Here is a 21,827-nt window from a genome sequence, read left to right as displayed (position 1 = left end):
TTCCAGTCGAGGGCACCGCGCGCACGGAGACCCTCCGGGCAGCACCCTGAATCTGAGGAGTGGAACTGCCCTCCAGAGCGGCCTCCCGGCGGGCTTGCCTACTCCTCGGACTGTGCAGCTGAATGGGCACGACGGCGCGGGCCGGGGTGCCGACGATGCAGTGTCACCGCGCCCGGTCGGCTTCGCAGGCCCGCCACGATCCGGGCGAGCTCCTCCGCCTCCGCGTCCGAGACCCTCACGTCCAGCTCCCGTACGAGGCCGACCACCCGGTCCACCCCGAGTTCCTCGTGCGACCTCCGCTGCCCCGGCCACCGCACGGTCACCCCGCCCTCGGTGACGGTCACGTGCCCCTGCGGGGTGTGGCGCATGACCATGAGGTGCTGGCGGAAGACGGAGTCCTCGCCGGTGGAGGTCATCAGGTGGCCCATCCGGACGTCTGCCGGGTGCACCGTGGACTCGTCCAGCACGTGCTCCATCTCCCCGTCACGGTTGAGGGAAAACAGCGGCCAGCCCTCGTCCGGGACCCGGCCCACGGAGAAGGTACGGTCCCCCTCCACGCGGCGAGCGCCGTCGTCGAGGGCAATGGGGCCGGTGATGCTGAAGCAGAACCCGGGATCGCACAGGTACCGGGCGTCGTCGAGGTCCACGAGGACCGTCATGTGGGTGCGCGCACTCTGCAGCGAACGGACCCGGCCCAGCGCGCGGCGCACCGTGAAGCCGAGCGTCTGCAGTGCTGCGGAGAAGAGCTGCGAGTGCTCGAAGCAGTACCCGCCGCGGCGGCGCACCACGACCTGGTCGAACACGGTGGCCGGCTCCACGCCCGGGTGCTCACCCAGCAGCACCTCCACGTTGCTGAACGGAAAGGTGGACACGTGGGCGCGGTGCAGATGTTCAAGCAGGTCCAGGCTCGGCGACGCGGGCTCGACCCCCAGCGCGGCCAGGTAGGCCGGCACGTCCACGGCGTCGATCTGCCACTCCTGGGCGGTCGCGTGAGTCATGCGGTCCCTCCGTGTCGACGGGCGTGGCGACGCGTCAAAGGCGGACGGTGCTCAGTCGGTACGGTCCGCCGCGGTCGAGCCGCCCTCGGCGCTCCCGGCCCCCGGGGCCCGTGACTCCGGGGTGCCGCGGTCCGAAACGTCACCGCCCGGGGCACCGTCGTCCGGCGTGCTGCGATCCGAGGTGTCGGCAACCGTGCCTGCCGGCGACGCCGCGCGCTCAGCTGCGGCCGCGTCACCGTCCTGGGCCGCGGCGTCGTCGTCCGCGCCTTCCCCGTGCTTCTTCCCGAACGACAGCACATGGACGATACCCACGATCACGCAGCCCCAGATGACCCCGAGCACCAGCGCGAAGAACGTCTCCACGATCCACGCGAGCGCCGGACCCACGCCCGCCACGTGGTGGACGGACTCTCCGAGGTGGTGCACCCAGTCGTAGACGGGCGTGAAGCCGAGATCGTTCATGCCCGTGAGGATGATGTGCCCGCCTACCCACAGCATGGCGAAGACGCCCACCACGGAGATGACCTGCAGCACCGCAGGCATGGCCTTGACCAGTCCGCGGCCGAACTTCTGAGCCCCCTCGGAGTCCTTCTTCGCGAGCGCCAGCCCGATGTCGTCCATCTTCACGATCACCGCCACCACCCCGTAGACGAGGATCGTGATGAAGATGGCCACCGCAACGAGGATCAGGGTGCGGGAGAGCAGCGGCTCGTGGGAGACCTCGTTCAGGGAGATGACCATGATCTCCGAGCTGAGGATGAGGTCCGTGCGGACGGCGCCGGAGACGATCTTCTTCTCGGCGTCCGGGCCGCGGTTCGCCGCCGGCTCTTCCTCTGCGTGCTTGTTGGGGGAGAAGCGCTCGATGACCTTCTCTGCACCCTCAAAGCAGAGATATGTCCCGCCGAGCATGAGCAGCGGCGTGAGCAACCACGGCGCGAACTGGCTCAGCAGCAGGGCCACGGGCAGGATGACGAGCAGCTTGTTGCGCAGCGAGCCGATCGTGATCTTCTTGATGATCGGCAGCTCGCGTTTGGGGCTCACGCCCTCCACGAACCGGGGTGCCACGGCGGTGTCGTCGACGACGACGCCCGCGGCCTTCGCGCTCGCCCGCCCGGTGGCCCCGGCGACGTCGTCCAGGCTCGCCGCCGTCAGCTTCGCCAGTGCCGCGATGTCGTCCAGCAGTGCGGCCAGTCCAGCGGCCATCCGCTTCCCTCTTCCAGGTCGTCCACCAAGGATGTGTTCGGGACAAGACTAGAGGGTGCAGAGGACGATCAGTGGCTCGCGGTCGTGGTTCCCAGGGCGCGCGGCCGAGGACTGCCCCGTTCGTCCGGCTCCCCGCTCACCCCCTGGCCACCTCCAGCACCGCCACCAGGAAGTCCCCGCCCTCGCGCCACGGGCGCGTCCGCGCGAATTTGCTTTGGCGATCAGTATGGTGGGTTTAATTTTGCAGAGACCCCGCCCCGGTGCTCCAAGCCCGCGGTCCCGGTGAAACAAACTCACCCAACAGCCCCACGGAGGTCCCCATGGATTTCACCGAACGTCTGTCGGCTCTGGCCAACAAGGTCGCGCAGCAAAAGGCGTCCCTGGAAACGGAGGAAGCGACCAAGAACGCCTTCGTCATGCCCTTCATCTCCACGATCCTCGGCTACGACGTCTTCGATCCGTCCGAGGTGGTTCCTGAGTTCACCGCTGACGTGGGGGTGAAGAAGGGCGAGAAGATTGACTATGCGATCGTCCAGGACGGGCAGATCCAGATGCTCATCGAGTGCAAGCACGTAGGTGCCCCCCTCTCCCTGGAGCACGCCTCCCAGCTGTACCGGTACTTCGCGGTGACAAACGCCCGCATCGCGATCCTCACCAACGGAGCGAAGTACCACTTCTACACGGATCTCGACGCTCCCAACCGCATGGACGCGAAGCCCTTCCTGGTCCTGGACCTGCTCGACATCGACACCACAGTGATCCCGGAGCTGCAGAAACTCAGCAAGACCGAGTTCGACCTCGACTCCATCATCAATGCGGCTGGCGAATTGAAGTACGTGGGGGAGATCAAGCGGGCAATCGCCGCGGAGTTCCGGGACCCCTCCGTCGACTGGATCAGGTTCTTCACGAACCGGGTCTACGAAGGCTCGTTCACCCAGAAGACCCGCGACCAGTTCACCCCGTTGGTCGTCAAGGCCTCGCAGCAGTTCCTCAACGAGCAGGTCAACAACCGCCTGACGACCGCGCTCGGGGCCAGCTCCGTTGCGCCGGTCTTCCCCCAGGACGACGACGCAGCGGTGGAACTCACCAGTCAGCCCGAGGCGGAGAAGGACCTGCAGGAGAGCGAAGACGGGATCATCACCACCGCCGAAGAACTCACGGCCTTCAACATTGTGCGAGCGATCGTGTGCAACCAGGTGGACATCTCTCGCGTCTCGTACCGGGATGCCAAGAGCTACTGCGCCATCCTCCTGGACGACAACAACCGCAAGACGATCGCTCGGCTGCACTTCAACCGCAATCAGAAATACGTGGGCATCCTCGACGAGAACAAAGCCGAGACCCGCCACGCGGTGGATGCTCCTGAGCAGATCTACGGCCTCAGCGACACACTCCGCGCCACTGTGGATCGCCTCCTGTCCTGACTCTCGGCCGGAAAGCGTTCCCTCTCCGCAGAGCGCGGGGAGGGAACGCTCTCTTTCATGCTGTTCTGGACACTCCCAGCACCGCCACCAGGAAGTCCCCGCCTTCGCGCCACGGGCGCAGGTCCCAGCTGCCCAGGGTGACCTCAGGGGTGAGACCGGCCGCGGCGGCGTCGTCGAAGAACACGGACACCGGGTAGCCGCGGCCCGTCCCGAAGCCCACGACCGCTCGACCCTCCGGAGCCAGGTGCGCGCGGAAACCGCGCACCACGTCCCGGCGGGTGCTCTCGGCGAGGAACGTGACCACGTTGCCCGCGCACACGATCGCGTCGAAGGGCGCACCGAGGTCGAGGTCCGGGAGGGTTGCCAGGTCGGCCACCTCGTAGCGCGGACCGGGGTGGTCCCGCTTCGCTGCGGCGATCAGGGCGGGGTCCACGTCCACGCCGGTGACGTGGTGCCCCACCCCATGCAGGTACCCGGCGAGCCTGCCCGGGCCGCAGCCGGCGTCCAGGACGCGGGCGCCGCGCGGCAGCATCGCGTCCACCAGCCGAGCCTCCCCCACGATGTCCTGCCCCTCAGCGGCCATCGTCCGGAACCGCTCCACGTACCACTGCGAGTGCCCGGGGTTGCGCTCCACCTGTGCCATCCACTTGCTCTGTTCCACCATGGGGCCAGGGTAGGCCGGGAACCCACATGAGGGCAGTCGCAGGCCACGACGCGTAGATCCCAAAGAAATTACATATGCATATTTATTGTTGGATCTGTGCACGGTCTGTGCCACCCCTCGTCACCCCGAAAGGCCCCCCGTGAAGCGTCTGTCCTACCTCGTCATTGCCCCCGTGATGATGCTCTGCCTCGCTGGATGCAATGCAGCAAACAGCTCCAATGCCTCACCCACCACCGCTGAGGTTTCGCCCGGCGCCTCCACCGCCGAGGCCGACGCGACCTCGCCGACGTCCGAGCGCGGGAACCTCCAGAAGAAGTTTGGGGAGTCCGCAGGCATCACAGTCGAAGGGCAGAACGGTGAATCCGAACCCGTCATTGAGTTCACCGTGAAGTCAGTCGACATGGACACCCAGTGCACCAGCCCCGTGGCCATGCCTGCCGAGAACGGGCATCTTGTGACCGTGAACGTCGAGGCGGAGACAGGACCCGCCGAATCTTTCAAGGAGGCGCTCTACGGCCAGGACTTCATGTTCAATCCCGCAGATTGGAAGTTCGTGGATGACAAGGGGAAAACGGCAAATTCTGTCATGACCAATCCGGTCTTCAATTGCCTGGACTCGAAGGAGCTGATCAGAGAGATGGGCCCAGCAGAACGCGCCAACGGGAAAATTGTTCTGGACCTTCCGAGCACCAAGGGAACCCTGATCTACGGGCCTTCCTTGCTAGATGGGGCATGGGAGTGGAACATCTAATCCCGAAGCCGCGGGGCCAGGTAGGCATCACCCTCAGAGCGCCGGGGCAGCTTGCCTGAGATCATGAGTGGATTCGCTCCATCTCGCACAACCGTGGCTCGCTGCATCAGCGGCATGGAACCCGCTTCACGAAGGAGCCCCCATGACCGTCCTGCTCGCCGCGCTGGCCGCGGTCCTCGTGGGCACGGTGCTGCAGCGCGTCTCCGGCACCGGGGTGGGGCTAGTGGTGGCCCCGGTGCTGTCCCTGCTCATGGGTCCGGGCGCCGGCGTGCTCGCCACCAACGCCGCGACCACATGCTCCGGGTTCCTCATCACGCTCTCGGTGCGCCGGCTCGTGGAGTGGCGCCATGCGGCGGTGCTGGTGACCTCCGCACTGCCAGGCATCATGGCGGGCGCACTCGTGGTGCGCTGGGTGCCGAGTGCCTGGCTGCAGGTCGCGGTGGGCGCCGTGGTGCTCGCGGCGCTGACCATCACCCGCTTCTCCCCCGCCACCCCGCGTGCCTCCCGCCGGGCCGCGGTGGCCCCGGCCGGTCTGATCGGCGGGTTCTTCAACGCCACCGCGGGTGTCGCCGCACCCGCCATGGTCGTCTACTCGCGCGTGACGCGCTGGGACCAGGTGCGCTTTGCGGCCACCATGCAGCCCGTGTTCATGAGCATGGGCATCCTCTCCACCGTGTCCAAGCTCGCCGCCGGGGTGCACTTCACGCTGCCTGTCCCAGCCCTCGCCGCCCTCGCGGCGCTGGTGGCCACCGTCCTCGCGGGCATCGTCGCCGGGACCTGGCTCGCCCAGCACCTTTCGAAGGCGACGGCTCAGAAACTGGCGATGGCGCTCGCCGCCGCCGGCGGCGTCGTCGTCCTGGTCCGTGGGGCGGCCACCCTGCTCCTCGGCTGAAGCACCCGTCGCGCCGCGGATGCGCGTCATGACGCGCACGTCTCCCACGCGCGATCCCGCCCACAGGCAAGGCATTTCTGTGAAAAACCTGGGTACGATGGCCGTTCTTCCCACCGGGCCCCGGAACGGCCCACGACCACCCGAGAGTTGGACCGGATGCCCCCTGACGCCTCCAGCCCGCAGACCACTGTCGCGGACACCGCCACTGCCAGGACCATGTCGCCGCTCACGCGGTGGATGGCCGCTCCGTCGCCCGCCCCGCGCCTTCCCGAGGACGAGGTCCAGCGGCGCTATCCCCGGCTGCGACTGCAGGTGTTCATCGGGATCTTCCTGGGCTACGCGGGCTTCTACCTGATCCGCAACAACATTTCGCTCATCGCACCGCTGCTGCTGGAGCAGGGCACCATCAACACGGTGGGCATCGGCATCATCGGCAACGCCGTGCTGCTGGCCTATGGGTTCTCCAAGTTCTTCTCCGCAACCATCTCGGACCGTTCCAACGCCCGGTACTTCCTGCCGATTGGCCTGGCGCTGTCCGCGGTGGCCAACCTGGTGGTGGCGTTCGTCCCCGCCGTCTCCGCCTCAGTGGCCCTGTTCGCCACGGTGATGTTCCTCAACGGCTGGGTGCAGGGCATGGGGTGGCCCCCATGCGGGCGCGTGCTCGTGCACTGGTTCTCCACGAAAGAGCGCGGGTGGAAGACGGCCATCTGGAACACTGCGCACAACGTGGGCGGCATGGGCGTGGGCGCGCTGGCGGCCCTGGGCCTCGCCATTACCGGCGGCTCCTGGCAGTCCGCCTTCTGGGTCCCCGCGGTCGGCGCCCTGGTAGTGGCCGTGCTCGCGTTCGTCATGGTCCGGGACCGCCCCGAGGCCGTGGGCCTTCCCCCCCATCGAGGAGTACCGCGACGACCCCGCCAAGGTGGAGGCGGACGCGAGCGAGCTGGAGGGCTCCTCCTACTGGGGCATCGTCGTCAAGCACGTGCTGCTCAACCCCACCATGGTGTTCCTGGCACTGGCAAATGTGTTCATCTACTCGCTGCGCTACGGCGTGCTGAGCTGGGCGCCCACCTACCTGGCCGAGCACCACGGCATGTCCCTGGCGCAGGGCATCGCGGGCTTCTCCCTGTTCGAGCTCGCCGGCATCTTCGGCACGCTGGCCTGCGGCTGGGTCTCGGACAAGGTCTTCCGCGGCAACCGCAGCTGGACGGGCATCACCTTCATGGTGGGCGTGGGCGTGTTCCTGGTGGCCTACTGGCTCGCCCCGGTGGGCACCCCGTACTGGCTGCTCATGGTGTTCCTGTTCTTCATCGGCGCCTTCATCTACGGTCCGGTCATGATCATCGGTCTGCAGGCCCTGGACATGTCCGCGCGCAACGTGGCAGGCACCGCCGCCGGCTTCACGGGCCTCTTCGGCTACGTCTTCGGCGCCACCCTGGCCTCCACGGGCATCGGCTGGGTGGTCCACGAGTTCGGTTGGAGCACGACCTACGGTCTGCTCACGATCTCCGTGGTACTGACCATCGTGCTGCTGCTGTTCGTGCTGCCGCGGGAGAAGAAGCTGATGGCCCACCACAGCGGTCTCAGCACCACGAAGTAGGGCGACGGGATCCGCTCCTGGATCCCACCGCCCATCCCGCGCCGCCGTGGGAGCCGGGCGAGGGGTGCCGGGGCCACCGTCCGAGGGCCGGGGCACATGCCCCGGCCCTCGGCATGTTTGCGACCGGGCGGCGTCGTTGCCGAGGAGCCCGCCCGGGGCTGGAGCTGGCACGTCGGGGACACCGTGGCCGTGCTCGGAACCCGCCATCTTCCTGGCGGGCTGGCTGAGCATGGCACTGAGCGCCTCGCTGACCGCCGGCGCTGTACCGGCTACCGCGTGACCACGGCGGCCTCGAGGGCGTCCAGGTCCCGGACCTCGTGGCGCCGCCCGTAGGCCATGATCCCCAGGCACAGGGTGGCGATCACGGCACCGGAGACGAAGAGCCACGGGTAGCTCGTGAACCGGGAGACCAGGGCGAGGACCATGGGGACGAAGAACCCCACATAGGTCAGGGAGTAGAACACGGCTGTGAGCCCGGCGAGGTCGTCCGGGCGCGCGATCCGCTGGACCTCCTGCAGCCCGGAGACCAGCACGAGTCCGTACCCGCAGCCCAGCACCGCCGAGGCCACCAGCACCACGGCCAGGTTGAGGGTCGCGGCGGCGATCCCGGCCGCGAGCATCCCGAGGATCACCGCGCCCATGCCCACGGCGAGCGAACGGATGGAGCCGTCCCGGTCCAGGCGCTTGCCCAGGGGCTGGATGAAGAACCCGAATCCAAGCCCCACCAGGCACATGAGACCCGAGAACGCGATGCGGTAGCCCGGACCCACCACGTCCGCCATGAGCGCGGGCAGGATCGCGTACGCGGAGGCCGCGCAGCCGAAGACCCACGGCGCGGAGGGCGCCACCACGAACCAGAAGCGGTGCTGGCGGGTGGCCGGGATCCTGAGGTCGGAGAGCAGGGACCCCTGCGGGGCGGTGGCGCGGCGCGTCTCCGGCGCACCGGCCACCAGGATGACCGATGGCACGCAGATCACAAGGTTGATGACGTACGGCAGCACGGTCTGCAGCGGTGCGAACTGCGCGAGGGCCGCGGCCGCGGCCGCGCCGAGGGCGAAGCCGGCCGTGAGGGACAGCGAGGCTCTCCGGGCACCGGAGACCTTTTCGGGGTGCGCCTCGTGCGGACGCTCCGAGAGCTCTTTGATCCACGAGGTGCCCACGGCCATGCCGAGGCCCAGGGCGAGTCCCGAGAAGATCCGGCCCACGAACAGCAGCACCAGGCTCTCGGCGCCCACGGCCAGCAGCACGCTGCCCACCATGGCGAGCACGGGCGCCGGAATCATCAGCGTGCGCCTGCCGTGGCGGTCCGAGAGCGGACCTCCGATCAGCAGCGCGGGCACGATGCCCAGGACGTATGCCGCCAGCAGCATGTCCACGGCCACCTGCTGGTAGCCCTCCACTGTGCGGTACATGACCAGCAGGGGGGTGAACTCGTTGCCGCCCCACGCCACGGCCAGCAGTGCGGAACTGACCCGCATCCAGGGTTTCAACCTCATGACACCATCCCCTCGTCGACGCGCTCATGCTAGAGGACGAGAGAGACAGGTCCCAAACCGGTGAGTAACTTGGTGCGGGTGCTCAGCGCCCCATCTGCTCCTGGTAGATCCGCCGCGCGCGCACCCGCGCCTCGTGGTGCACCGCCGCCGCGGGCCACACCAGGCGGAACGCCGCGAAGCCGATCAACGTGGCCACGGCGTGCCCGATCGAGGACCAGTCCAGGTCGAGAACGAGTCCCACGGTGAGCAGCGCCACCAGCCCCGCGGCCCAGAGCACACGCCGTCGCCGGCTTCCCCGGTACGTGGCCAGTGCGGCGAGCGCGCAGAACCCGTAGCTCGCGCCCACGTCGATCAGCACGGGTGACGGGACGGAGAGCTCGGCGGCCCGGAGGAGCGTCACCTGCAGCCAGGCCACCGCCACGGTGGCCCCCACGTGCCCGATGACGAACCCGGTGAGCACGCGCTGCCACCCGAAGCGGTGCTCCAGGGGTGCCACTACCAGGCTGAAACCCACCCACCAGATGAGCAGCTCGAGGGGCGAGACGTACATGGCGCTGCGCACCAGGACGGTCACGGGGTCGGTGCTCAGCTCGTGCAGGTTGGTGGACTGCTCGGCGAGGAACATCGTGCGCACCCGGGGATCCGCGTTGGCGAGAAGCCACGTGGTGAACGTGAGCAGCACCAGGTAGAGGTAGGTCAGCGGGGCGCGCCGGATCCAGTCCTTGACGGGCTCACCCCACCGCAGCCACCAGGCCCCGATCCGGCGGAAGCACGGCCACGAGTGCTCCACGGCGTAGCTGAACGCCACGAGCAGCAGGAGCAGCAGCAGAGTGATCACTGGGAAAGTATGCGCCCGCCGGACCCTGGCACCGCATCCGAGCGCGCGTCGGGCGAAAGTGGCATGGTGATCCCCGGACCGTTCGTCCACCGCAGGAAGGAAACCCATGAAGACCACCCGCACCGCGACCGTCGCCGACGCGTCGCTCCGCAGGGCCCGCACCCCGGTCACGACGTCGTGCCCCGAGTTCTCCCCGGAGGCTGCCGCATGAGCGCCGCGGCTCCGGCACCCGCCCCGCTCGTGGTGGTCATGGGGGTCTCCGGTTCGGGCAAGACCACCATCGGCACGCTCGTGGCCCACGAGCTCCAGGTGGAGTTCATCGACGGGGACAGCCTGCACCCCATCGCAAACGTGGAGAAGATGGCCTCCGGCACGCCGCTGGACGACGACGACCGCGCGCCCTGGCTCGAGATCGTGGGTCGCACCCTGCATGACCACGGTGAGCGCGGGGACGGTCTCGTGGTGGCGTGCTCCGCGCTGAAGGGCATGTACCGGGACCAGATCCGCTCCCAGGCTCCCGCCGCGCTGTTCCTGCACCTGAGCGGTTCGCTGGAGGTGCTGACCCGGCGCATCGAGGGCCGCAGCGGCCACTTCATGCCCGCCGCGCTGCTGCAGTCGCAGATCGACACGCTGGAACCGCTCGCCGGGGACGAGGACGGCTACGTGCTTGACATCAACCAGCCGGTGGCGGAGATGGTGCGCGAGGCCGTGGTGCACCTGCGCGAGCTCGTGACCGCGCGCAGCTGAGCGCCCGGCAGCCAGTGTGACGCCCGGGCTTCACCCGCGCCGCAGCAGCACTGCGGCCTCGTAGTGGCCGGTGTGGGGGAACATGTCCAGCAGCCTGGCCTCCACGGGCCGCAGGGACGGCATCCGCCGCAGGTCCCTCGCCAGGGTCTTCGCGTTGCAGGACGAGTAGACGGCGTGGCCCACGGCGGACCCTTCCAACCACGCGCACAGGGAGGCGTCCAGACCGCGGCGCGGCGGGTTCACGATCGCGAGCTCCGGGGTGCCGGGCAGGTCCGCGGGTGTCGCGGCGGCGTCGTCGGCAAGGAAGCGAACGGAGCCGGGGCCGGCCTCCGGCAGTCCCATGGCGCGGGCTGTGTCCCGGGCGGAGGCCACGGCCTCCGGGGAGATCTCGGTGCCCACCACCTCGCGGGCGGGGTCCGCCACGTGCAGGGCGAATCCGCCCACCCCGCAGTAGAGGTCCCACACGCTCACGGGATCCGCAGCGCTGACCCACTCGGCCACCTGGGCGTAGAGCCGCTCCGTGACCGCGGTGTTGGTCTGGAAGAAGGAGCGCGGGCGCACCCGCAGGCCGATCCCGTTGACCGTCATGACCAGTTCGGACCGCTCGGTCAGCAGGATCTCCTCGGGTCCCTCGATCACGGCCTTGTGCTCCGGCTGCAGGTTCACGGAGACGACGTCCGCCGCGGGCACGAGCTCGTGCAGCAGGTCCATGTTCTCGCGGATCTTGGGCAGCTGGCGGGTGCTGCGCAGCATGAAGCGCACCATGAGCCGCCCCTCGGGGCTGCCGGTGACCACCACGTGCTTGAGCTCGCCGCGCCGCTTGGCGACGTCGTAGGGCAGCAGCCGCACCCGCGAGATGAACTCCCCGAGCGCGTGCAGGGCGCGGGTGACCGGTGCGGGGTACAGCGGGCAGTCCCGAAGGTCCGTGCCGCGGGTGCCGTCCAGGATTCCGAGGGTGGGCGCGCCCACCTCCCCCGCGACGACCATCTTGGCCTTGTTGCGGAACCCCGCCTCCGCGGACGCCACCGGCGCCAGCCAGCGTGGGCTCCCGAGCGGGTCCACCAGCCCCCGGACCAGCTCCTGCTTGCGCTCCAGCTGCCGCCCGTAGGCCACCTCGATCGCGGTGCACGAGTGGCACAGGTCCCGGTTGTAGTATCCGCACTCCATCCGCCCGAGTGTACGGCGCAGTGCCGGTGGGACCGGGACGCCGCCCGCGCCTGGCATTCGCCCCGGGATCGTGGCACGGTGACATGGACCTCCAGCCCCCTCTCCCAGCACAGGACAATCACCATGAGCACCCCGCGCCCCACCCCCGCCGTGATGCGCGGCCGCACGGACCCCGCCCGCAGCGTGCGCCCGGTGGACTACACGTCGTGGCGCCCGTCCCCCGCCGCTGCCGGTGAGCAAGGCGCGGGCGGTGCGGAGCCGACGTCGTCGTCCAGCGGTGGGCAGGTCCCCGGTGGCGCGCGCAGACCATCCCCGCCCGCGGGTGGGCCCCGGCCGAAGGGTGCGCGCACGACGCCGCCCGCATCCTCCGGTGGGCAGCCCCCGGCTGACCGCAGGGCGCCGGGTGGAACCCCGAAACCGGGGCCGGGCCCACGGTCCGTGCCTTCTGCGGGCGCCGACCGGACGGAGACCGCAGGAAACGCGGACGGGACGACGACCCCGCAGCTCACCGTGGACCCGCAGCTTGCCCGGTTCGTGGAACGGCTGCGGGCGGGGATGGCCCCGGAGACCGGCACACCCGAGAACGCGTTCTACACCGTGGACTCGGCCACCACGGAACCGTCCGCACTGGACGTCCCCGCCGAGGGGGTCCACGCGCAGGGAGTCTGGGACGTCAGCGAGCAGGCGCTGCGGGCTGTGGTGGCCCAGCCCGAGGACACGTGGACCGCGGACCTGGGACGCACCGACTACTACGTGCGCGGGCAGCTGTGCGTGCAGGTGATGCGCGCGGAGCACCGCGTGGTGGGGATCTACCGCAGCGGCTGGGCGATCGCCCGGCGCCCGGACGAGACCTGGGCGGATACCGCCGACTCCCTCGAACGCACCGGCGCGAAGCCGGGCGGCGGGGGCACCCGCTACCCCACGAACCGTCGGGAGCTGCTCGAGCGGCTGCGCGGCGCGGGCTTCGAGGTCACCACTTCCGGGCCCACCCACGGGAAGATCACCCACCCGGACGCCCCCGGCCGGTTCCTGCCGTTCTCCTCCACGCCCTCGTCCCAGCGCTACGGCCGCCACGTGGTCACCGCGGTCAAGCGCGTCTTCGGGATCGACGTGCGGTGAGACGGGAAGGGCCCGGAGGAACGTCGTGCTCCTCCGGGCCCTTCGAGGTCGCCGCTCTCCGCCCGGGGTGGGGCAGCGCGGCCGTGTCGTGGATCAGATGGTGGATGCCGACTCCTCCTATCGACGGCCCCGGCGATCGTCACGGAACGGATGCCCTCGCCGCCCCGTGTTCGACGCCAGCAACGGGCCGATCAGCGCCCACTGCGCATCTGCCAGACGACGAGTTGGAGAAGCAACAGCAGCAGCCACACGCCCACAATCGCGCGTCAATCAGCAAACTCATGGGAGACACCCCAGGTGACTGCCGCACACACGAGGGGCGGTCACTCGGCGATGCCACCCGCCGGCTCGGGCACGAGAACGGGACCCGTGGAAGGGCTCCCCGAGAGGTACCCGCAGGCGGGGTCCGAGGGCACCCTGTGCGGGTGCACACCAAAGTGGGGGCGAGGACAGGGCGGCCCCGGCTCGCCCCCGGCCGCTAGGATGAGGACAGAAATGTGCTGTCGGGAGCGAGTTTTCACGGCCCCGGGGGAGATCGGTGAGGGGTCACCGACGGCGGGGTCTCGACGCACCACGATCACGGGGGAGAAACCATTGTTGACGCTTTCAGGTCTCGGCCGCGCCCTGCGGCCCGTGCACGGCTCGGGGACGGACGGGGCAGCCGTCGTCGAGACATCCGTGAGCCACGGCTGGATCCCCGCGGGGGACCGTCTGCTCGCGGTCGACGTCCACGAGCCCGCCGCGCCGGCGCGTGGCGCGAGCATCGTGCTAGCCGCCCCTCCCGGGCGTGAGCGCGTCACGCTGACCCGCACGGTCCTGCACACCGCGCGCGCCCTGGCCGCGGACGGCTGGTGCGTGGTGCGCTTCGACTGGTCCGGCACCGGGCAGAGCCCCGCCTCCAAGGACGTGACGGACGCACAGCACTGGTCCGAGGACCTGACCGCGGTGCGCGACTGGGCGGGCCAGGGCCAACCGGTCCACGGTGTGGGCATCGGCGTGGCCGGCGCCTACCTGGCGGCGGACGATGACGAGGGCTGGGCGCAGCGCGTGGTGATGGCGCCGGTGTCCGGCAAGCAGTGGCTGCGCCACCAGAGCGCGCTGCGCCGCATGGCCGGGCAGAGCCTGCCCCCGCGCGTTGCGGGGGGCACCGAGCTACTCGACCTGCACCTCACGGCGGAGGGAGCCGCGGCCGTCAAGACCGTCCCCGCTCCCGCGGCGGACCCGGCGCGGGGCATCAGCATCCTGGGCGAGGAGGAGACCGGCCCCCTCCCGCTCAACGTCCACCCGCGGGTGGCCACCGTGCCGCCCGGCGTGACGGGCGCCGTCGTCGCTGCCCTGTCCGAGCACGCACCCGCCCACAACGAGGGCACCACTGCGCCGGAGCCCGCGCAGCAGGCCACTGTGGAGATGGACGGCACCACCGTGCGGCTGCGCCGGACCACGGTCGGCGCGGACCGGCGTCCGGGGATCGTCACCGAGCCGCTGGAGCGCGCCGCGGACGCGCCCGGGCTCGGCCTGGTCTCCCCCGGCTCGGACGTCATGGAGGCGGCGGGTGGACTGTGGCTGAACACCGCGCTGCTGGCGTCCTCCCGCGGGGCCGTGTGCCTGCTCGCCGAGCGAACGGACACCGGGGAGCTGGTCCGCTCGGATCGTTCCCGCAACCCAAATCCCTACGACCGCCGCACGGTGGCCGAGTGTCGGGAGCTCATCCTGCACGTGGCCTCCCTCACGGACGGCCCCGTGACCGCCGCCGGGATCTGCCTGGGCGCGTGGGGCCTGATGGCCGCCGCGCGTGAGCTCCCCGCGCAGATCAGCGCCCGCACCACCCTGGACGTGATCAACAACGTGGCGTGGCAGCGTCAGCCGTGGCGCTACTGGCGCCAGGGCCTCACGGAGGGCCCGCTCGCCCCGCGTGTGCCGGGTGAGGACCCCACCGCGGACGCCGTCCCTGCCGCGTCCTCCGCCGACGCCGCCGCACCGGACGCCTCTGCCCTCGGCTCCCTGCGCCGGACCCTGACCACCCAGGTCGGCAACGTGGCGCGCACGGTGGTCCGCGGCACCCGCGCGAAGGCGCACGCGGCGTCCCCCCGAGTGAACTCCCTCGCGGCGACCCTCGGGATCATCGACGTCCCGCAGCCTGAGCTGCGCCGCCTGGAGCGCGTCCCGGGTCTCACGGTGAACGCGGTCTTCGGCACGCTGGACGCCGAGTTCTGCGGTGCCGAGACCGGGCGGATCGGCCCGCGCTCGGCCGTGGTGGTGGTGGACTCTCTGGACCACTCCATGTTCTCCACCGCCGCCCGCCGCGCCATGGCGCAGTTCACGGTGGAGCAGCTGGCGGCCACCTCCGGCGTCTCGCACTGAAAACGGCACTCACGGGCACGGTCCCGGTTCCCGCGGCAGAGTTGTTCAACCGCCACAGGAGCCGGGACCGGCTCAGTTCTCGCTGACGGCCACCGGGTCAGTGCCGAGGGCTCGCACGCGCGTCGCCGCGCGAACTGACCCGGTGACCTCGCCGCCCACGGGCAGCACCACGATCTCGCCGGGCAGCACGTGCACGTAGCCGTCCTCGGCCACCGGGTCCCGCTCTTGCCACGCGTCCGCCGTCACCGCTGTCGTCCCCGTGTCGACTCTGTCCACGGCTGGCTGGTCCGTCACTGCACCCGTCCCTGGGGCCGTTCTCGCGGCACCCGCCCCTCCCGCCCGAACGGGCAGGTCCAGTGCGAGGAAGCGGGCGAGCCCCTCGGCCGTGACAGCCACACCCCATCCGTCAGACCCCGTGCGCACCCACCGTGCGCTCAGTCCGGGGTCCGCGGCGTCGTTGCGGCGGGGTCCACCGCTGAGGTGCGCGTCCCGTGCCAGCACGCGACCGTGGGAGTCAAGAAGAACGGCGGACACGGCGTCGTACTCCCGGTCCCCGAAGCCGTAGGCGTTGTCGAGGTCCCGGAACGTGCCGTCCGCGAGGTCCGCGCGCACCACCGTCTCCCCGTGGGCCGGGACCGTCACGGGAACGTCGACGGCGGGCTGGCTGCCCCCGCGCACGGTCGCCACGGTCAGCCGCAGGGTTGCCTCCAGCGTCCGCGCCCGGTCGTTCCACACGTGCACGGGCAGCCCGTCCCCGCCCGCGGGCACGAACGAGACCGCCACCGGCGCGCAGGCCCGGCGCATGCCGTACCACGCGGCCGTCGGGCGGCCGGTGACGTCCAGGACGCCCCATCCGGCGCCCGGTGCGGTGGACGCCGCCGAGAGCACGAGCGCTCCGCGGCACGGCGAGTCCGAGGAGCGCCACTGAGCGAATGTGCGCTGGAAGACGTGGGCCAGGGTGGCCCGCTCGAGCTCCAGGCGCCGCGCGTGGCCGCGGATCGAGTCCTCGGGGACCGGGCGCGCGGGTACGGCGAGGCTGGCGTCCGGATCACTGTCCCGGTCCAGGAAGAGCCGGTGCACGTACGTGCTGGTGGTGTCCGCGAAGGTCCAGTCGGCGCCGGGATCGTGCGCGAGGCCCGCGCGCCACGCGGCCTCGGTTTCCTCGCCGTCCAGCGGGGCGTCCGTGCCGAACTGCGCCCGCACCACGGCAGGCTCCGGCGGCACCGCGAACGCGAGCGACTCCGCGGCGAAGCGCACACCGCGCGTCACGGTGTCCTCGAGCGAACGCCCGTAGGCGCCCACCCCGAAGTAGTGGCACACGCCGTCCGCGGCATCCACGGGAGAGCCCTGCGGCACGGCCGGGGCGGCAGGGGTGGCAGGGGTGGGCGGGACGAACGAGTCGTGCGCGTCCCCGCTCGGGCCCCCGTTCTCGTCGCAAACCCCGCGGGGCAGCGCCAGAACGGCCCGCACCCGCTCGACCACGGCCTGCGCGACGTCGAGGTGGGCGTCGGAGCACGGGGACGAGGGGACGACCACCGCGTCCGATCCCGCCTCCGCGACGGTGGCCGGGATGTCCCGCAGGAGCACGTCCGGAGTCCACTGCTCGGCGGGTCGCCCGGCCAGCACCGGGGCCTGGATGACCTCCGTGCCTCCGGAGATCACCACGGTGGAGGGGTGCCCGGCGAGGCGCGCGGCGAGCGCCCGTACCTCGTGGCGCAGTCCGGCCCGCCAGGCGGGGTCGTCGGGCGGATCCAGAGGCCCGAGATCAACGTCCTGCCACACCATGAGCCCCAGCTCGTCGCACGCGCGGTGGAAGTCCTCGGTCTCGTAGCAGCTCGTGCCGGGGATGCGCACCATGGTGGCGCCAGCGTCCCGCAGCCTGCGGAGCATCCGGCGGATGCGGCAGGGGTCGGCGGCGACCTCGTACGGGTCCGCCCCCGTCCACACGGTCCCGCGCGCGAACACGGGCACGCCGTTCACGCGCAGCGCCAGCCCGCGGTGGGTCGCGTCCCTGGGCTCTGCAATCACGGTGCGGAACCCCACGCGGGCGTGCAGTTCCTCGTCCCCGGCCCGCACGCGCACGCAGTACAGCTGCTGGGCACCCATCCCGTGGGGCCACCACAGGAGGGGGTCGGCCACGGGGACCTCGACGGTTGTGGTTCCGGCGGCCGCGAGCTCCGCGGCGCTCACGACACGCTCGACGGCGCCGCCTTCCGACGCGGTCACGCGCTGAGCGGGGGGATCGTCCTCTGCGGGCCGGAGCGGTTCGACAAGCACCCGGCAGCCCTCGGCTCCGACGGCGATCTCGGCGAGGTCCACGGCCACCACCCCGTGGACGTCCTGGGTGACCCGGGCGCGCACCGCGGACGGTGGGAGAGGGCGGGAACGGGCGGGGGCCGCGGCGGCGTCGTCGTCGTCCGGGGAAACGGGCGGGAGGGCAGCGGGAGAAGAGGGCACAAGAAGGGGCGAGGAATCTCTCCGAGAGGCGGACGGGGAATGCGTGGCGCCGTCAGGAGACGAGGTGACCGGCGTGGCGGCGAGCCCGCCCCAGGGCCCCACGACGGGGCGAGCGCCGGGCCAGTCGATGGCCCCGACGAGCGGCGTGCGGCGCCAGCGCAGGGATCGGTCGGAGACCAGCGGGGAGAGCCAGCGGGCGCGCGGCTTGCGCGGCACGGCCACGCTGGACAGGGGCAGGACGCGCAGGGCGATCTCGCACTCCCCCGGCGGCAGGGTGACGGTGACGTCCCACGGCGCGAAGGCGCTGTCGCACGCGTGCACGGTCTCCCCGTCAACCATCAGCTCGGAGACGGTGGCCACGCCCGTGGAGACGAACAGGTGGGGCCCACCCACGGTGGTGACCCGCGTGCGGTACTCCCAGAAGGTCTCGGGGCCGTCCGCCGCGAGGACGGCGTCCACGGCCTCCTCACCCAGGGCGTCGCGCAGTGCCCCGGAGACTGTTCCGGGAACGCGCGCGGGGATGCCGAGGGCCAGGGTGTCGCCCGGACCCTGCGTGGGATCGGAACGGCACAGGATCCAGGTGGCGCGCTCCAGCACGTCGGCACCGCTCAAGCCCGTCACTCCCCGAGGCCCAGCGCGTCCCGCACCGCGACCATACCGGCGGTGTGCCCCGCCACGAACGCGTCCGCGGACGTGTCTACGCGCGCAGTCCGACCCCGCGCGGCGCGCGCGAGCTGGAACTGCAGGGTCTTGGCCGCCCCGGCCGCGGCGTCGAACGCCTCGGCCGCCTCGATCAGGAGCTCGGCGTCCAGGTCGCTGGGCCACCGGGCGGCGCCCGCGGCGAGGTACCGGCACGCGTGCGCGGCCAGCCCTGCGGTGAGCCCCGCCTGGCGCGTGGTCGCGAACGAGTACAGGTGGAAGTAGTCCATGCCGCGCTCGGCCAGCACCGGCAGGTGCTCCCGGATGGCGGTGACGAGCCGCTCCGCGGGGCCCTGCGACCCGGCGGAGGATCCCGGCGCGCGGCGCAGGTGGTCCCGCACCAGCTCCACCGTGTGCTGCCACAGCTGCTGGGCCTCCAGCCGCCGCACCCCCGCCACGCGCACGAGCTCCACGTAGGGGTACGGCACCCGGCCGCTGCGCGCGCCCGGACCCAGGGTGTTCTCCAGGTCCTCCCCGCGCAGCACGTGCACGCCGTCGTTGTGCAGGTAGAGCAGCTCCCCCGCCGCCGGGTCCAGCCGCAGCGGGACGATCGACGTCTTGGTGTGCTCCAGCCCATAGGAGACGCCCTCGGTGTCCGGGAGGTGGAATGCGTCCACCTCCACGATCAGGGCGTCCCCGCGGGACATGGCCAGCTGCAGGTGCTCGCCCAGGGGCCGCCACGTGTCGTACTCCCCCACCGCCAGGCCGTAGAGCACCTCGAGGTCCTCCTGGCGTGGTTTCAGGAACTCCCACTGGTCCCCCAGGAAGTCCGCACTGAACGCGGCGCCCAGCATGGGCACCGGGTCCAGACCGAGGGCGGCGGTGAGCCCGATCCACACGTCCATGTAGCAGTTCGTGGGAGACCACGGCTCTGCGGGATCGTGCAGCACGGACCGGGGCGCGGTCGCCGCGGAGAGCGACTCGCACCCCCGCACCGCGAGGACCTCGGTCCCGAACGGGGCCTCGACGGCCGCGGCGGCACCGGTGCTCTCGGCGACGGCGGTCATGACAGACCCAGCTCCTGGCGCACGGAGGCGGGCCACGCGGCGACGTCGAAGCCGTGCTTGGCGGCGAGCGCCAGGGCCACGCGCTCCAGGCCGAAGCCGAAGCACGCGGAGTGGGCCACGGCATCGTCGGCGGTGCGCAGGTCGAAGGCCTCGCCGAAGTGGTCCTCGTGCAGGTTCGCGGAGGCGATGGCCGTGGGGTGGCCCGGGTAGACCTCCGTGAGGATCTCGAACTTCAGCTGCGCCTCGCGCTGGCCCGCGCTGAGCAGCTTGCCCGCGCGGCCGAAGAACGGGTCGTTGGCGGTGTCCGCCTGGACCTCCAGGCCCAGGTTGGTGAGCAGCTCGGTGCCCGCGGCGAGCCACTTCTCACGGTGCTCGGCGGCCTCCGCGGGGGTGCCGATGCGCACGGCCTCGAACATCCGGAAGGTCACGAAGCGCATGGGGTCCGGGCTGGGCTCGTGGCGGTAGCACTCGCCCACGAGCTCGAAGACCGTGCCGTCCACCTGCGAGCCCTCGAGGTAGGCGTAGAGCGGGTGGCAGACCGCCGGGACCAGCGCGTGGCCGGCCGGGGTGAGCTGCGCGGACCAGTCGCCCTGCTCCTCGTAGGTGGCCAGCAGCTGGCGGTGGGCCTTGTTGTCGCCCTCGAACGCGGCGATCGTGCCCAGCAGCTGCGGGAACGAGGCCACGTAGTCGGTGCGCTCCAGCAGCCGGGTGCCGTTGACGGGTGGGAAGCGCAGCCGGCGCGTGCCCGCCTCGGGCGAGAGCCGCGCGGCGATCCCGCGGGCGGCCGACGCGATGCCCTGCACCACGTCCTCGGCCTGCGGGCCCAGCCCGGTCACACCGTCGCCCAGCGTGGGCAGCAGCCAGTCGTTGGCCTCGAGCCCCTCGCGGAACGTGTCCTGCTGACGGGTGAGGTCCTGCTCGATGTCGGTGGTGGTCATCGCTGTCCCCTCGAGACGAGTTGCATGGTGGCGGTGTGGAGCAGAATGCGGTCGTTGTTGACCATGACGGACGGGCCGATGCTGTCCCGGTAGAGCCGTGCCAGGCTCACGGGAGAGCGGTTGGCGAACCCGGAGATCCCCACGATCACCAGGGCATCGCCCACGATCTGGCGCACGGCCTCGGCCCCGTTGACCTTCAGCGTGTTCATGGCGATCGCGAACTGCATGGACTCGCAGGTCTCGGGGTCCTCGTAGGCGGCCTCGTAGCGGGCCACGGAGGAGCGCACCACGTCCGTCATGGACTGCAGCTGCACCTCCAGCTCCGCCAGCCGCAGCGCGGACGGCGGAGGCGTGCCCGGGGTCTTGCGGGCGGCCTTCTGCACCACGGAGCGGGCGGTGAGCCCGGCCTGGGTGGCCATCCCGAGCCACGCGGAGGCCCACAGGCAGTGGGCGCCCGGGAGCATGGTCCGCGCGGAGATGGTCTCGAACGGGACCCGGAACATGGCGTCCTCGCTCGTGGTGGCGTCCAGCTCGAAGGACTCCGAGCAGGTGCCGCGCATGCCCAGGGCGTCCCAGCCGCGCTGGCGCTCCAGCTGCAGGTCCGCCGCCTCGACCACGAGCACCACCTGGTCGCTCGACGCCGCGTCCTCGTTGCGGCGCGCGGTCACGAGGATCGCGTCCGCGTACGCGCCGTAGGAGATCACGGGGCAGGTCTTGTGCAGCGCCACCCGGCCGTCACCGGCGGGGCGCACGGCGCACGTGGAGGTGCGGGTGTCGCCGCCGATGTTGACCTCGGTGGTCGCGGAGGCCAGCAGCAGCCCCTCGGACGCCACCTTGCGGGTGAACTCCCGCAGCCACTCGGTGTCCGCGTGGCGGGTGAGGCACAGTGCCTGCGAGTAGTGCATGGCCAGGATCATCGCGGAGGAGGTGCACTCGCGCCCCACCCGCTCCAGCAGCCGGCACAGTTCCGTGATGCTGTAGTCCAGCCCGCCGTCCGCCTCCGTCATGGGGGCGGCCAGCAGGCCCTGGGCGCGGGCCTCGTCGATCGTCTCCCGGGGGAAGCGGGACTCGCCGTCCACGGTGTCCGCGTACTCGCGGGCCACCCTGGCCACGGCCTCCGCGCGGGCGGCGGTGCTCGCCGCCCGGTCCGGGTGCTCCGCACGGGTGCGCGGCTGCTCTGTCAGGACGCTGTTCTCAGTCATGGTGGATCGCTTCCACGGCCTCGGTGATGGACGCGACGGACGTGAAGGTCGCCTTGGTCAGGCGCTCCTCCGGGAACTCGATGTCGAACTCGTCCTCCAGGCCCAGCATCACGTTCACGGAAGCGTGGGACGTCATGCCGGCGCGGTAGAGGTCCGCGTCCACGGCAATGCTCTGCGCGTCCTCGGAGAGCTTGCCCTGCTCGCTGAGCACGGATCGGACGGTCGCTTCGATGGTGGAGTCCATGGGACACCTTTCTGGGTTGTACT

Annotated in this window: 18 protein-coding genes and 1 pseudogene; 8 read left to right on the top strand and 11 right to left on the bottom strand. The window is 71.1% G+C overall.

Annotated elements, in window-relative coordinates; genetic code table 11:
* Positions 1-98: 98 nt before the first annotated feature.
* Both FS770_RS08270 and FS770_RS08265 read right to left on the bottom strand, forming a co-directional pair.
* Positions 99-998 (bottom strand): arylamine N-acetyltransferase family protein, encoded by a 900-nt coding sequence (locus tag FS770_RS08270; protein ID WP_145011096.1) that lies wholly within the window; start codon positions 996-998, stop codon positions 99-101.
* 51 nt (positions 999-1,049) lie between these two features.
* Entirely contained in the window at positions 1,050-2,201 is a 1,152-nt protein-coding gene (locus tag FS770_RS08265; protein WP_145011093.1) for a DUF808 domain-containing protein, read from the bottom strand.
* 320 nt (positions 2,202-2,521) lie between these two features.
* Here FS770_RS08265 and FS770_RS08260 point away from each other — a divergent pair, with 320 nt between their 5' ends.
* Complete coding sequence (locus tag FS770_RS08260) at positions 2,522-3,625, top strand: type I restriction endonuclease (protein ID WP_145011090.1); 1,104 nt, start codon at positions 2,522-2,524, stop codon at positions 3,623-3,625.
* Between the two features lie 55 nt (positions 3,626-3,680).
* Here the strand turns inward: FS770_RS08260 and FS770_RS08255 are convergent, their stop codons facing one another.
* Positions 3,681-4,289 (bottom strand): class I SAM-dependent methyltransferase, encoded by a 609-nt coding sequence (locus FS770_RS08255; RefSeq protein WP_145011087.1) that lies wholly within the window; start codon positions 4,287-4,289, stop codon positions 3,681-3,683.
* A gap of 139 nt (positions 4,290-4,428) precedes the next feature.
* On the opposite strand from FS770_RS08255, the gene FS770_RS08250 reads away from it, so the two are divergent.
* The 4 genes and pseudogenes from FS770_RS08250 (at position 4,429) to FS770_RS14300 (ending at position 7,529) form a co-directional block, all read left to right on the top strand.
* Positions 4,429-5,040 (top strand): hypothetical protein, encoded by a 612-nt coding sequence (locus FS770_RS08250; protein WP_145011084.1) that lies wholly within the window; start codon positions 4,429-4,431, stop codon positions 5,038-5,040.
* A gap of 142 nt (positions 5,041-5,182) precedes the next feature.
* On the top strand, positions 5,183-5,932 hold the full coding sequence (locus FS770_RS08245) for a sulfite exporter TauE/SafE family protein (protein ID WP_145011081.1): 750 nt from the start codon (positions 5,183-5,185) through the stop codon (positions 5,930-5,932).
* A gap of 156 nt (positions 5,933-6,088) precedes the next feature.
* Positions 6,089-6,778, top strand: a pseudogene (locus tag FS770_RS14305) (MFS transporter); the annotation flags it as partial.
* 73 nt (positions 6,779-6,851) lie between these two features.
* Entirely contained in the window at positions 6,852-7,529 is a 678-nt protein-coding gene (locus FS770_RS14300) for an MFS transporter (RefSeq protein ID WP_425323831.1), read from the top strand.
* Between the two features lie 269 nt (positions 7,530-7,798).
* On the opposite strand, the gene FS770_RS08235 is transcribed toward FS770_RS14300, so the two are convergent.
* Both FS770_RS08235 and FS770_RS08230 read right to left on the bottom strand, forming a co-directional pair.
* Positions 7,799-9,025, bottom strand: coding sequence for an MFS transporter (locus tag FS770_RS08235; protein WP_145011078.1), 1,227 nt, complete (start codon positions 9,023-9,025; stop codon positions 7,799-7,801).
* Positions 9,026-9,107: 82 nt separating this feature from the next.
* The gene (locus FS770_RS08230) at positions 9,108-9,863 is read right to left on the bottom strand and encodes a rhomboid-like protein (protein ID WP_145011075.1); all 756 of its coding nucleotides are present in this window, start codon (positions 9,861-9,863) and stop codon (positions 9,108-9,110) included.
* Positions 9,864-10,070: 207 nt separating this feature from the next.
* Here FS770_RS08230 and FS770_RS08225 point away from each other — a divergent pair, with 207 nt between their 5' ends.
* Positions 10,071-10,610, top strand: coding sequence for a gluconokinase (locus FS770_RS08225; protein WP_145011072.1), 540 nt, complete (start codon positions 10,071-10,073; stop codon positions 10,608-10,610).
* 30 nt (positions 10,611-10,640) lie between these two features.
* Here FS770_RS08225 and rlmC read toward each other — a convergent pair whose 3' ends face one another.
* The gene (rlmC, locus tag FS770_RS08220; protein ID WP_144943175.1) at positions 10,641-11,777 is read right to left on the bottom strand and encodes a 23S rRNA (uracil(747)-C(5))-methyltransferase RlmC; all 1,137 of its coding nucleotides are present in this window, start codon (positions 11,775-11,777) and stop codon (positions 10,641-10,643) included.
* 123 nt (positions 11,778-11,900) lie between these two features.
* On the opposite strand from rlmC, the gene FS770_RS14080 reads away from it, so the two are divergent.
* Positions 11,901-12,896, top strand: a complete 996-nt coding sequence (locus FS770_RS14080) for a hypothetical protein (RefSeq protein WP_244944831.1) — start codon at positions 11,901-11,903, stop codon at positions 12,894-12,896.
* Positions 12,897-13,493: 597 nt separating this feature from the next.
* Positions 13,494-15,257, top strand: a complete 1,764-nt coding sequence (locus FS770_RS08210) for an alpha/beta hydrolase (RefSeq protein WP_244944830.1) — start codon at positions 13,494-13,496, stop codon at positions 15,255-15,257.
* Between the two features lie 72 nt (positions 15,258-15,329).
* On the opposite strand, the gene FS770_RS08205 is transcribed toward FS770_RS08210, so the two are convergent.
* From FS770_RS08205 to FS770_RS08185, 5 genes are read right to left on the bottom strand one after another with little or no spacing between them, the layout of a single operon-like run.
* Positions 15,330-18,335 carry a glycoside hydrolase family 2 protein gene (locus FS770_RS08205; RefSeq protein WP_425323830.1) on the bottom strand — a complete coding sequence of 1,002 codons (3,006 nt, stop codon included), beginning with the start codon at positions 18,333-18,335 and terminating at the stop codon, positions 15,330-15,332.
* Complete coding sequence (locus FS770_RS08200) at positions 18,332-19,420, bottom strand: DUF1839 family protein (protein ID WP_145011066.1); 1,089 nt, start codon at positions 19,418-19,420, stop codon at positions 18,332-18,334. The genes FS770_RS08205 and FS770_RS08200 overlap by 4 nt, the downstream gene beginning before the upstream one ends.
* Positions 19,417-20,358 carry a class-II aminoacyl-tRNA synthetase family protein gene (locus tag FS770_RS08195; RefSeq protein WP_145011063.1) on the bottom strand — a complete coding sequence of 314 codons (942 nt, stop codon included), beginning with the start codon at positions 20,356-20,358 and terminating at the stop codon, positions 19,417-19,419. The genes FS770_RS08200 and FS770_RS08195 overlap by 4 nt, the downstream gene beginning before the upstream one ends.
* A complete protein-coding gene (locus tag FS770_RS08190; RefSeq protein ID WP_145011060.1) occupies positions 20,355-21,560 on the bottom strand; it encodes an acyl-CoA dehydrogenase family protein in 1,206 nt (401 codons plus the stop codon). Before FS770_RS08190 ends, FS770_RS08195 begins: the two co-directional genes overlap by 4 nt.
* Complete coding sequence (locus FS770_RS08185) at positions 21,553-21,804, bottom strand: acyl carrier protein (RefSeq protein WP_094393431.1); 252 nt, start codon at positions 21,802-21,804, stop codon at positions 21,553-21,555. Before FS770_RS08185 ends, FS770_RS08190 begins: the two co-directional genes overlap by 8 nt.
* Between the last annotated feature and the right edge of the window lie 23 nt (positions 21,805-21,827).

It is taken from the genome of Kocuria salsicia, assembly GCF_007681555.1.
In the GTDB taxonomy this organism is placed as follows: domain Bacteria; phylum Actinomycetota; class Actinomycetes; order Actinomycetales; family Micrococcaceae; genus Kocuria; species Kocuria salsicia.
Note: the sequence above shows the minus strand (reverse complement) of the source record. Positions and strands in the feature narration are given on the sequence as shown.